The 12,383-nt window shown below is 39.8% G+C and carries 14 protein-coding genes; 13 read left to right on the top strand and 1 reads right to left on the bottom strand.

Features of this window, described 5'->3' with window-relative positions:
- Nucleotides 1-3: 3 nt before the first annotated feature.
- From COT81_03745 to COT81_03775, 7 genes are all read left to right on the top strand, one after another.
- Nucleotides 4-702, top strand: coding sequence for a hypothetical protein (locus tag COT81_03745; GenBank protein PIS04959.1), 699 nt, complete (start codon nucleotides 4-6; stop codon nucleotides 700-702).
- On the top strand, nucleotides 699-1,007 hold the full coding sequence (locus COT81_03750) for a hypothetical protein (protein PIS04960.1): 309 nt from the start codon (nucleotides 699-701) through the stop codon (nucleotides 1,005-1,007). The genes COT81_03745 and COT81_03750 overlap by 4 nt, the downstream gene beginning before the upstream one ends.
- Before the next feature lie 3 nt (nucleotides 1,008-1,010).
- A complete protein-coding gene (locus COT81_03755) occupies nucleotides 1,011-2,756 on the top strand; it encodes a hypothetical protein (protein PIS04961.1) in 1,746 nt (581 codons plus the stop codon).
- Between the two features lie 27 nt (nucleotides 2,757-2,783).
- Nucleotides 2,784-3,170: a response regulator gene (locus COT81_03760; GenBank protein PIS04962.1), complete on the top strand. Its 387-nt coding sequence runs from the start codon at nucleotides 2,784-2,786 to the stop codon at nucleotides 3,168-3,170.
- Nucleotides 3,171-3,172: 2 nt separating this feature from the next.
- A complete protein-coding gene (locus tag COT81_03765) occupies nucleotides 3,173-4,249 on the top strand; it encodes a hypothetical protein (protein PIS04963.1) in 1,077 nt (358 codons plus the stop codon).
- Between the two features lie 31 nt (nucleotides 4,250-4,280).
- Nucleotides 4,281-5,486, top strand: coding sequence for a hypothetical protein (locus COT81_03770; GenBank protein ID PIS04964.1), 1,206 nt, complete (start codon nucleotides 4,281-4,283; stop codon nucleotides 5,484-5,486).
- A gap of 130 nt (nucleotides 5,487-5,616) precedes the next feature.
- A complete protein-coding gene (locus tag COT81_03775) occupies nucleotides 5,617-6,141 on the top strand; it encodes a hypothetical protein (GenBank protein ID PIS04965.1) in 525 nt (174 codons plus the stop codon).
- Between the two features lie 46 nt (nucleotides 6,142-6,187).
- Here COT81_03775 and COT81_03780 read toward each other — a convergent pair whose 3' ends face one another.
- Nucleotides 6,188-6,973, bottom strand: a complete 786-nt coding sequence (locus tag COT81_03780; protein ID PIS04966.1) for a hypothetical protein — start codon at nucleotides 6,971-6,973, stop codon at nucleotides 6,188-6,190.
- A gap of 55 nt (nucleotides 6,974-7,028) precedes the next feature.
- Between COT81_03780 and COT81_03785 the strand changes: the two genes are divergently transcribed.
- The 6 genes from COT81_03785 to COT81_03810 all read left to right on the top strand — a co-directional run.
- Nucleotides 7,029-7,808 carry a prepilin peptidase gene (locus tag COT81_03785; GenBank protein PIS04967.1) on the top strand — a complete coding sequence of 260 codons (780 nt, stop codon included), beginning with the start codon at nucleotides 7,029-7,031 and terminating at the stop codon, nucleotides 7,806-7,808.
- Nucleotides 7,808-8,563 carry a hypothetical protein gene (locus COT81_03790; GenBank protein PIS04968.1) on the top strand — a complete coding sequence of 252 codons (756 nt, stop codon included), beginning with the start codon at nucleotides 7,808-7,810 and terminating at the stop codon, nucleotides 8,561-8,563. The genes COT81_03785 and COT81_03790 overlap by 1 nt, the downstream gene beginning before the upstream one ends.
- Nucleotides 8,560-10,365: a hypothetical protein gene (locus tag COT81_03795; GenBank protein ID PIS04969.1), complete on the top strand. Its 1,806-nt coding sequence runs from the start codon at nucleotides 8,560-8,562 to the stop codon at nucleotides 10,363-10,365. The genes COT81_03790 and COT81_03795 overlap by 4 nt, the downstream gene beginning before the upstream one ends.
- Before the next feature lie 3 nt (nucleotides 10,366-10,368).
- Entirely contained in the window at nucleotides 10,369-11,010 is a 642-nt protein-coding gene (locus COT81_03800; protein PIS04970.1) for a hypothetical protein, read from the top strand.
- Nucleotides 11,000-11,581: a hypothetical protein gene (locus COT81_03805; GenBank protein ID PIS04971.1), complete on the top strand. Its 582-nt coding sequence runs from the start codon at nucleotides 11,000-11,002 to the stop codon at nucleotides 11,579-11,581. Before COT81_03800 ends, COT81_03805 begins: the two co-directional genes overlap by 11 nt.
- Before the next feature lie 5 nt (nucleotides 11,582-11,586).
- Nucleotides 11,587-12,383: hypothetical protein (locus COT81_03810; protein ID PIS04972.1), on the top strand; the 797-nt coding region annotated here is incomplete at its 3' end.

Consider the following 12,383-nt stretch of genomic DNA (forward strand, 5'->3'; position numbering starts at 1 on the left):
TTTATGGGACAGTTTTTAAGTAAAAAGAATAGCCCCCAAGAAATTATTCATAATTTTTTCAATTGGATTTTACTTTTAATTTTTGTAGCTATCGTGGGCTTAAGTTACATGCTTTTTTTGCAGCCAGCCTATCAAAAAACCAGAACGACCAATGATTTTAGCTTGAAAGAAAGTCAAGCTTATCTGATAGAACAGCAGGCATATTTGGCTAAATTAAAAAGTTTCAACAAGGCCATTTCTTCGGTCACTGCCGAGCAAAACCAAAGATTAGATTCGGTTTTACCAAAAGAACCTAAAATTGCTGAACTTTATGTCATGTTTGAAGATATTGCCTTAAAAAATAATTTAACGCTTGAAAGCGTGGCAGTCGATACGCCGATAAATTCTCAAGCTCAAGCTGGGAATGCCGTGGGTTCCAGCCAATCAAATATAGTTGACTTGGGGATATTACTGGGCAACGATTCAGCCAATACTACCGCTAATGGCGCAGGTTTGGCGGCCAATGGCAGCGGCTCAAGGCAGGTGGTTGAATTGTCAGTTGTTGTCACTATGCAGGGAGACTTAGCCTATGAAAATTATAAGCAACTTTTGCAGACGGTTGAGTCAAGCTTGCGGTTGTTAGACTTAAGGCAGATCACTTTTACCCCCGGCCAAGATAGCGTAACTTTAAATATGATAACTTATTATTACCCGAGCGCATGAGCAAAAAAAATGTTATCTTAACTTTGATTATTGTTATCAATTTTGTAATTTCAGGGTATTTAATTTATAGAAATTATGATAACGGCTTTACCTTTCCGGGACTAAGTCCGATAACCAGCACTTTTTTACGCCCTGACGAAGCGGCTCAGTTTTTTACACCGATTAACGGGGAAGTTAAAAAAGATTTTTTAACGGATGAAGATTATTTAAATTTGCAGCCTTATGGTTATGAAATTGATTATTTTATACCAACCGGAAGCCGTGAGCCGTTTGCGCCTTTTTCGGAATTAATAGTTGAGCCTTAATATATGGCGGTAGATCAAAAACAGTTAGTTTCAAAATTAGTCGAGCAACAATTATTGCCAAGCGACAAGCAGCAGCATGTGATTAATGCTGCTCAAAAAAATCAGCAAAGCTTGGAGGATTATTTACTGGCCAATAAGTTGGTTGATGGCGAAGCCCTGGCTCAAGTTAAAGCCGAGCTACTAAACATTCCGTATGCTGATTTGCGGGATAAAAAAATAAGCAACGAAGTTTTAAATACATTCACTCAAGAGATTGCTGAAAATTATAAATTTATCGCCTTTGAACGTGACCAGTCAACCTTGAAAGTAGGCATGTTGGACCCACAAGATTTTAAAGCGGTAGAGGCGGTCGAGTTTGTGGCTAATGAAAAAAATTTAAACCCTCAATACTACGTGATTTCGCAAGAAAGTTTTGATCGAGTGTCGCGCATGTATTCCGCTTTGGTAGAAGAGGCCAAAGAAGTTTTGGAAAACGTTGGTGAGCAGGCTCGTTTTACCGAGAGGGTGCCCGACGTCAAGGTTGACACCAAGGAAGATTTAGAAAAAGTTATCAAATCTGCTCCGGTGGCTAAAATGGTGTTAGTTATTTTAAAACACGCACAGGAAGGCCGCGCGTCTGATATTCATATTGAACCAGATTTTAACGCCTCTAAGGTGCGCTATCGCATTGACGGGCTGCTGCGTGTTTCATTAGTTTTACCCAAGTACATTCATTCAGCGATAGTGTCACGCATTAAAGTTTTGGCCAACCTCAAGCTTGACGAGACCAGAAAGCCGCAAGACGGGCGAATTCGTTTGGCCATTGATGATAAGATGGTTGATTTTCGTGTCTCTACTTTGCCGGTAGCTGAGGGCGAAAAGGTAGTGTTGCGCATCCTGGATGCCTCTAAAAAAGTTCCGACTTTAGAGGAGCTTGGATTTAACGCCGAGTTCCGAAAAATTATTTTAGATCAAATTAAAAAACCACACGGATTAATTTTACTTACCGGCCCGACTGGTTCCGGCAAAACTACCACCTTGTACACTATTTTGCAAGAGCTCAATAATGAGGATACCAACATTATTACCTTAGAAGATCCGATTGAATATTATATGGAAGGCGTTAACCAATCTCAAGTTCGCCCTGAAATTGGTTATAGTTTCGCTTCCGGCTTGCGGTCAATATTACGTCAAGATCCAAATGTGATTATGCTTGGAGAAATTCGAGATAACGAATCGGCTGAGCTGGTAATTCATTCCAGCTTGACCGGGCACATGGTTTTCTCCACCTTGCATACAAATGACGCCGTCGGTGCTATTCCGAGGTTAATTGATATGGAAGTAGAGCCATTTTTACTTGGCTCAACCTTACGTTTAGTTATTTCCCAGCGTTTGGCCAGGCGTATTTGTACTCAATGTAAAACCAAGGCCAAACTTCCGGCCAAAACCGAAAATCAGATGATTGAGGTACTCGGGCAGGTGCCGCCTAAATACCTAGTTGACGCTCAAATAGACAAACCACTTACTTTTTGGAAGGGGGATGGTTGTAATAAATGCGGCGGGACTGGATATAAGGGTAGAGTTGCGGTGGCCGAAATTGTCGTCGTTACCGACCAAATTAAAGAAGATATTAATAAAGAAGACCCCGGGCCTCATGTGCGGGAGCATTTAAAGCAACAAAATTTTTTATCTTTAATGCAAGATGGTGTGATTAAGGCGCTTCGCGGAGACACCACAGTTGATGAAGTTTTACGCATTTCTCAATTATAGCTATAATAAGTAAGCACGAACAAAAAAATGGCAAAATCAAAATCTCAATTGATTCTCCTGGTTGAAGACGACGAATTTTTGGCTGAGCTTTATGCTACAAAATTGGAATTAGAGGGCTATGAAGTGGCCCTAGCTAAAGATGGCGCAAGCGCTTTAAAATTGGTTAGCGAAAAAACAATTAATTTAGTGTTGTTAGATATTATTTTGCCTAAAATGGACGGGTTTGAAGTTTTAAGTAAGTTGAAATCAAACAGTAAAACTAAAAATATACCCGTTATTTTGTTGACTAATTTATCGCAAAAAGATGAAGTTAAAAAAGGTTTTGATCTGGGCGCTGATGATTACTTAATTAAGGCTCATTTTATGCCGTCAGAAGTAATTACCAAGATAAAAAACATTTTAGATAAAAAGTAATTATGGCAACAGCTGGCAGTTTGGAAGTAAATAAAATTTTGACCACCGCGGCTAAAAATCAAGCTTCGGATTTACATTTGTCCGCCGGCAGCCCCCCGGTTATGCGCATTGGCAATGATTTGGTTGAGATGGCAAATTACCCGGCGGTGAAACAGCAGTTTATTTTAGATATGATCGATAGTGTCTTAACCTCAGGCCAAAAGGAGCAATTAGCCAAGAATAAAGATTTAATTTTTACCTATGAGTTTGCGCAAAATCTACGTTTTCGAGTTAATATAATTTATCAGCGAGGCAAACCGTCTGTGTCACTGCGCTATATACCAATTTCGGTGCCAGACATACAACGCCTTGGTTTGCCAATCGGCATTGAAAAAATTTTAGCTAATGATAAAGGTTTAATTGTGGTAACCGGACCATACGGCGCCGGTAGAACTACTACGGTTGCCGCTATGATTGAGCATATCAACCAAAAGCGCGATCATAATATTGTCACAATTGAACAACCGATAGAATATTTGTTTACAAATAAAAAAAGTATTATTGAACAGCGTGAAGTTGGGGTTGATGTTAATAGTTTTCATGATGCCTTACTGCATTGCCAGCGTGAAGATGTTAACGTGGTCGCCGTTGGCGAAAACCATGAACCTGAATTAATCCCTTCAATTTTAGAAGTAGCCAACAATAATGTTTTAGTTTTTTTGGTTCTAAACACGAGCGGTATTCTCCAAACGGTTGAATATTTAATTGGTAATTTTAGAGTTGAAGAAAAGGAACGAGCCCAAAAATTGCTTTCAGATAGCCTACGCGCGATTTTAGTTCAACGTTTACTGCCCCAAGTTGGCGGCGGCGGCAAAAAACTAGCCGCCGGGCTTTTAATTAACAATGATGCGGTTAAAACTTCTATCCGGAAGGGGGAATACAAAAACTTAATAAACATTGCTCAAACTTCTAAAAATGAAGGTATGGTTGATTTAGATCAAGCCTTGGTAGATTTAGTGCGTTCCGGGGAAGTTTTAGTTGAAGATGCTGAGAAAGAATCATTTGATAAACAAAATTTTAGGTCATTGATTGCCAGATAAATAAAATCAGTTAATGCCAGTCTAAACTAGTATGGCTATTTTTTCATACATCGCTTTAAATAAAGACAATCAAAGAGTTTCCGGCAAGATTCAAGCCCCGAGTGAACTTGTGGCTGGCGATATTTTAATTGATAAGGCTTTAACTATTCTAAAACTTAAAAAAGAATCAACTTTTAAACTAAAAAATGTTTTTGGTTTTTTAAATCAAGTATCGGATAAGTCGGTAGTGATTTTTTCGCGGCAACTGTCAACTATGACTTCGGCTAACCTGCCGCTGGTCCAAGCATTGAGAATTTTAGTTCGGCAAACTAGCGACGAAACTTTTAAAAAAGTTATTGATGATGTTGCCTCTGAAGTTGAGGGTGGGTCAAAGCTTTCCGCCGCGCTCGCGAGCAACCCTAAAGTCTTTAGCGATTTTTATATCAACTTGGTCAGGTCTGGCGAAACCTCGGGTGGATTGGATGAAGTATTGAAGTATTTAGCTGATTACCAGGAGAAAAATTATGATTTGAAAAATCGAATCCGCGGGGCAATGATGTATCCGGCTTTGGTTTTGACTAGCCTTTTCGCGGTTGGAATTTTAATGATGGTTTTTACAATTCCTCGCCTGACTGCCATTTTAACTGAAAGCGGAGTTGAATTGCCAATCGCAACTAGATTGCTGATTGGCCTTTCTGATTTTTTTGTCAATTGGTGGATAGTCTTAATTATTGTTATTGTGGCCATTATTGTGGCCATTAGATTTGCTTTACGATACCCTGCATTTAAATATTGGTGGGATTTGGGTTTGCTACGCTTGCCAATTTTTGGCCAATTATTTCAAGGTGTCGCAGTAACAAAGATGGCTCAATGTTTATCCACATTACTAGAAGGGGGAGTACCACTGTCTAAAAGTTTACAAATTACTGCTGACACTGTGGGCAATACCGTTTATCATGATTTGTTATTGCGGGTAGTACGTGAAGTCGAAGACGGTAATTTAATTTCAAATGTTTTGAGCACTAATAAAAATATGCCTTATATGGTGGCCCAAATGATAGGTATTGGCGAAAAGAGCGGTAAGGTTAGTAGCGTACTTGAGCGGGTGGGTGATTTTTATAGCCGCGAAGTTGATAATTTAGTAAGTAATTTAGTTAGCCTAATAGAACCGGCAGTTATTATTGCGATGGGGGTAGCCGTTGGGGCGATGGTCGCGGCTATAATTATTCCAATTTATAATTTAGCGGTAGTTGGTTAGTTTATCAAAAAGTGATATAATATATTTGCTGTTGATAAGTTTTGTAGAATTGCATTATAATAACAAACAATAATTAATAAATTTTGCGCTTTGGGCGCGACTAAAATTTTAAACGAAAGGGGGTGGCAAAATGAAAAAATTAACCACGAATAAAAAAGGTTTTACCTTAGTTGAATTGCTTGTGGTAATTGCAATTATCGGATTATTGTCAACGATTGCAATTGTTGCCTTAAACTCAGCGCGTGAAAAAGCGCGAGATGCCAAACGGGTGGCTGACGTGAAACAAATTCAAACTGCCTTGGAGTTGCTATTTAATGACACGCAAGCATATCCGGCCGAAGCCGTAGATGGTACGCCTGATCCTTTGGGTATATCAGGCAGTACTGATACCCTAAGTGAAACTAATGGATTTGCTGATACGGCAGCTGGGGAGGTATATATGGGTTCCGTACCTCGCGATCCAAGCGAGACAGGTGCTGCCTCGGCTTGTACTGGTGCTTCGACAGCTACTTGTGACTATGCTTACGAGCAATTAACCGCTACAACTTACAACATTGAAGCCTATCTTGAAGGTACAGTTGGAAACCTAGGTGCATCAAGCGGTAGCTTGATATGTGCAACTCAGGATGGCATTGCTAACGGAGCTTGTCCGTAATCTATAAGTATAAAGTTTAAAACAAGGGTCGTTTAGGCCCTTGTTTTTATTTCCTCAGCTTCTTTTGCTTTTTAAAATATTGCTTGGCTGATTTTAAAAATTGAGACCTAATTTTACTTTTACGCTCTTTGGCAATGCTCATGCCGCCCAAATGTTTTAACTTAACTTTTGGCAAGACATAGTTTTTATAACCCGCCTGCTTTAGGCGGTAAGCCAAATCCACGTCTTCAAAAAACAAGAAAAATTGTTCGTCAAAGCCGCCAATTTTTTTAAATGTCTCGCGCCGAATCATCATGCACGCTCCAGCCGGCTGGTCGACTTTTTGTTTTTTTAACCCCATATTAATTTTTGGGTAATACCATCTTTTAAGGCCGGGCATTAGCTCGGCAATAACTTTTAGTTTAGTATCAAATAAAATTGTTTTAAGCGGCGTTGGAAAATTGCGGATGTAAGTGGTTTGAATTTTACCACCTTGGTCAATCAATAAACCGGAAATGATTCCGGCAGAAGTATCATTTTTGCTAGCTTGCAGTAGTTGATTTAATGCATCTTTAAACAATTCAACGTCAGGGTTTAAAAAAAGTAAAAAGCCCCCAGAACTATTTTTTACTCCCAAATTATTAGCGGCGGCAAAACCTAAATTTTTTAAATTTTCAATTAACTTAATTTGAGGAAATTGTGTTTTGACTTTAGCGGCAGTGCGGTCGTTAGAAGCATTATCTACCATCACCACTTCAATTTCTAAATTTGAAGTATGCTCAAAAATTGACTTTAGGCAATTTTGAACTTCTGGCCAAGAGTTAAACGTAACAATAATAATGGATACTTTCATGATGATTAGGATATGTTAAAATATGGTATAATTAAACGGTTAATATTGCAACTTAATGCCTGATCTAGAGCCTTTTTTCAGAAATTTTGAACTTCAATTACTTATCCTGTTTGTGCTTGGCACCTTTGTGGGCAGTTTTTTAAATGTGGTAATTATTCGTATGCATCAAGGGCGCTCTTTTTTATGGTCGCGCTCAGCCTGCCTCGAGTGTAAGCAGCCGATTAAATGGTACGATAATATACCATTATTGAGTTTTATTATTTTACAGGGTAAATGTCGCAGTTGCAGCCAGCCAATTTCAAAACAATATTTTTTAGTTGAGCTAGTCACGGGTTTAATTTTTATTATCGGACTTTGGCAACTAGGATTAACTTTAAAACTGTTAGCTTTTTTGCTTTTTGCTTGCTTTTTGGTCGTTATTTTCGTTTATGATCTGCGTTGGTATTTGATATTGGATAAAGTTAGCCTGCCTGCCGCGGTGATTGCCCTGTTATTTAACTTGTATTTAGGTCATCCCTGGCAAAGCCTACTGCTTGGCGGGGCAATTGGGTCTGGATTTTTTTTAATTCAATTTATTGTGTCCAAGGGCGTTTGGATCGGCGGCGGTGATATCCGCCTGGGATTAGCGGCGGGGTTTATGTTGGGTTGGAAAAGTTTACTGGTCGCTTTATTTTTAGCTTATTTATCTGGTTCAATTTTTGGCCTGACCTTAATTGCAATTAAGAAAAAATCAATGCAAAGCAAACTGCCGTTCGGAACGTTTTTGGCAGCCGCGACCATAGTGGCCCTGCTTTGGGGAGAACAGATAATTAATTGGTATTTGAATATTTTTTAATGCGTTTTTTAGAATTATATTTTAGAGCCGCCCTCAAGAGCCAGAACGGGTATACAATCTTTGAGCTTATTGTAGTAATTAGCATTGTTGTTTTGTTGACTTTTGTGGGGCTAACAACGGTTGATTATAATAAAAAAAATGTTAGGTTTGATGAAGCGGTCACCCAATTGGTAGGTGATATTCAGAATTTAAAAACGGCATCGCAGTTTTCATTATCTGCCCCCATATCAGATTCTAGCCCAAGTTGCGGCGGGGCAAATCCGCCATGTGCAACTTGGCGCCTGTATCCAAATGTAGAGGGTCAAAATGATTTAGAAAATTATTTAATTATTACCGTTGGCCACCCGACGCTAGATTTAAACGCTCATGAATACGAGGTTTTTTATCGCGGCGCTAGTGGCAGAAATATTAAGCCACCAACCGATATGGAGCCAATGGTAATTGTTAATCGTGATAGGGATGGAACCCAGTGTTCTAAAAGCTATTTTAGCTCAGCCACGCTTGACGCTTTCGGTTTGCCGTCAAATCCTTGCTCCAGCCCAAATGATGAAACTATAATAACTTTTCACCCGCCCGGCATAGAGCAGGGAAGTTTGTATCCTTTAGGCTTTGCTAATTTAGATTATGAAGCCTCTGATCCGGACGACACTATTAATCCGGGTCCAGAGCAAATTGATATTTACTATGAGTATAAGAGTGAATGGCGCAAATTAACTATTGATCGGATTTTGAATATCCAAGTTGAAAAACTGTGAGTAAAAGGTTTAAAAAATTATTAGTTATAAATAAATATGCCGTAGACGAACAGCGCGGTTTTACTTTGATAGAACTTTTAATTTCAATTGTCATTTTTTCCATCGGCATTTTAGGCCCCATCGCCTTAATTAACCAGAGTATTAAGGTCCAGCGCGGCAATCGTGAAAAAATTATCGCAACTTATCTTGCGGCTGAAGGGATAGAGTTAGCTAAAATGCAACGGGATGTGGCCTTTTTTGGAAATCGCCATTGGGATAGGTACTTTAATATGTGCGACGGTGGCGATGACATTTACGGTTTTACTTGCGTCGAGCAAGCTGACTGCGATGAATACGGCACGCCTTATAATTGTGTGCCAATCAGCCAAGGCAATGGATTTGGTAACGATGTTTGTATCCAATGGAACGGCAACTACAATAGCTTTCCGCCGAATCGAGAGAAAAGATCCTTATTAGATAATTTTTTATCGGTCACCTGTAGCGACCGTTGGCGCGATGGCTTAGGTGACCCTAATCCAGACGATGACAATTGGCGCGCAATTTGCTTAGGTGCGGACGGTTATTATGAGCACTGTCCTAAAGATATTGCCAATACGCCATTTGAGCGGCACTTAGAAATTGATCGTAAAAATATTGGCCTATCCAGCGAATATATTTTAGTTACCAGCAAGGTCTCATGGAATAACGGCAAGCAAGAAGTTTCTTTGGCAAGCTCTTTATATAATTGGGTAGAGGAGAGCTTGGCTCTGGACATGTTTATGACGGGATATAGCTTTCCGCACAATAAATCTGTTCAGGTAATTGATGATCAAATAACTGAATGGGGGGCAGATGGTTTTATCCAGGGCTGGGAGGGTAATGATAACAGCGCTTCAGGTAAATTTCCGATGTATTGCTATGGCGGAGAACGGGACGGTGAATTTTGTGGTGATGATTATAACTGTGACGATTTAAATTCTGTCTGTGCCGGTGGATTTAATAATGGTAATGCCTGCTCTAACGATTCTGATTGCGTGAACGGCATTGATGACGGTTTTTGCGATGATGATGACGGTGTGTGTGATTACAACCCGGTCCGCGATGAAAATAATTCTGATCCAAATTTACGCGATATTGATTACACTACTTCTGCCAATGCTTACTTTTTAATGCCCGGGGAGAGCGCGCCTTACCGGGTTGGCGGCTCCGGGTCACTTTCTTTCCCTGGAGTGGATAGTGATTATGTTTTATTGCCAGAAAAAATTGATGAAGACGCCGGCGATGATTTATTAGATTTAACGACCGAAGGGAGTATTAGTTTATGGATTTTTAATACCCGCAATGACGAGGCTTTCTTTTTAGGCCATGAGGTAACAGAAGCGGATTTTGGCGCGGGCACGGCGGATTTTGAAGACAATCCCTACGCTTTTGGCTATGGCTTTGATTCTGGAGTACCCGGCAAGGATGTGTGCGATACTCGCAGACTATCGTTTGTGATAGGTGATGGTAATGATTTTGAAGTTCATTGCGGCCCCCAAATTCCTGACTGGGGCACCCAAACCATTTTTGCACAAATTGGCGTGACTTGGGATCTTAATTTACCAAGCAATAATGTTCGTTTTTACATTAACGGCCAATTTGTCAGCGATTCAACTGCCACCATAGCCCCAGTTCACAATGTCATTGGACCTCAGGACAGAGTATTGGGTAAAAGTGGTGTTGAGGTTAATGAATTGCCATATTGGGGACGATTATCCTGGGTTCAAATTTATAGGCGCGCTTTGTCTGACCAAGAGATGTATAAAATTGTTACCGGAGAATAAAATATGCTTCTTAAAATCAAAAATAACCAAGGTTTTTCTTTCATTGAGTTACTTGTAACGCTCACAGTTTTTTCATTTTTTGCCCTTTTGGTGTTTGGCGGATTTAATTATTATATTGGCATTGTCAAAAGAGTAAAAGGTGAAAGTGAAACTATTTATGCCCTACAGCAAGCAACTGAATATTTAGTGAGGGAGATGAAAAATCCCGTTCGAGTTAAAAAACAGGAAGGGCCGCCTGATTTTGGGTACAATTTATTTTCTCACCCAACTGACTCGGGGAATGAATGGGTGTTAAAATATTCAACTTTAATTGATCGAATCGAAAATGACTTTAGGGCCCACGCCGTGTTTGTAGAAGACGGAGTATTACGAACCCGTCAATGCATCAACACTACCGAAGAAGCTAATCCCTTAGCCGGCAGTGATTGCATAAACGGTGGGACTTGGGATTTAACGCCAAGCAATATAGAAGTGACTAATTTTCGTTGGCAAGTTTCATCCTATCTAGGGGATGATCATTCTCTGATTAGATTTACTTTAAGCGCAAAGCCACGCGATGTTAACATTGCACCGATTACTATTCAAAGCACGGTCGCGCCACGTAACTATGACGGAATTTTTACAGAAGCCTTATATGAAATTTAATCGTTTATTTAGAAAACAAAAAAAGCCAAAGCCACATCAGCCCGAGCAAGGCTATGTAATTATTTTTGTTTCGCTTATTGTTACCATTATTTTACTGTGGGCACTGACGATCAACGATATTGTATTACAAGGTCGATTTATCCCTTATGATGTAGTTGGCGGCGTGGGCGGTTTTTATGATAATGTTTCAAATTCTATACAAGCATCTTATGTGGTTGATTCCGGAGTTGAGCAATTGTTGCTTGATTATTATATTTTAAATGGAGGGACTGGAACATTTACAGCAGCAGAAAACTGCGGCGATACAAATTGGTATGCTGATCCGGACATTGGCGGGGGGAGTTTTTGCTATGCTTATGATTCCGCAGGCGGCCAAAAAATAATTTATACCTTTGGTAAATATGATACACCTCAAGAAGATGTGATGTTTCACACTTCAAGAATCAATCTTTTACCGCCATTTATTGATTGTTGGGATGACGGCAGTTATCCGTGGCCGCATTGCCAAAGCATTATAAGTTTTAGTAATTGGCAATGGCAACAAGAACATTGGGATGAGCTTTATCCTTAAGTTATATGCAAAAAAGCGAAGCTAAAAAAAGAATAGAAAAACTGCGCGAGGAAATTAATCATCATCGCTATCTTTATCATGTTTTAGATACGCAAGAAATTTCTGATGCGGCGCTAGATTCACTTAAAAAAGAACTTGATGATTTAGAGCAACAGTTTCCGGATTTAATTTCGCCGGACTCTCCTACCCAGCGCGTTGGCGGTAAACCGTTAGATAAATTTTCTAAAGTACCTCATAAAATTCCAATGTACTCCATGTTTGACGCTTTTTCGCGGGGGGATATGGAAAATTGGCAACAACGTATCTCCAAATTAGTCAAAGACAAATTTACATATTTTTGCGAGCTAAAAATTGATGGGTTTGCTGTCTCACTGGAATATGAAAAAGGACTTTTTGTGCGTGGTTCAACTCGCGGCGACGGTACGGTTGGCGAGGACGTGACTCAAAATTTAAAAACCATTGATGCGATTCCACTTCGTTTGCGCCAAAATTTAACATGCGAGATTCGCGGCGAAGTTTTTTTAAGCAAAAAAGAATTTGATCGCATAAACAAACAGAGAGAGATTGCCGGAGAACAACTTTATGCTAATCCGCGTAATTTAGCGGCTGGATCAATTCGTCAGCTTGACCCCAAACTAGCCGCTTCGCGTAAATTGGACTTCGCTGCTTATGATGTGGTTGATGGTGCCGCCGCTAAAAGCCATCATCACGAATTGCACGACCTGGCTAGACAATTAGGTTTTAAAGTGCACCGCCAAGAAAAGGAGTGTAAAAATTTAGATGAAGTTTTTACATTCTTTAA

The sequence above is a fragment of the Candidatus Buchananbacteria bacterium CG10_big_fil_rev_8_21_14_0_10_42_9 genome, from assembly GCA_002773845.1.
In the GTDB taxonomy this organism is placed as follows: Bacteria; Patescibacteriota; Patescibacteriia; order Buchananbacterales; family 21-14-0-10-42-9; genus 21-14-0-10-42-9.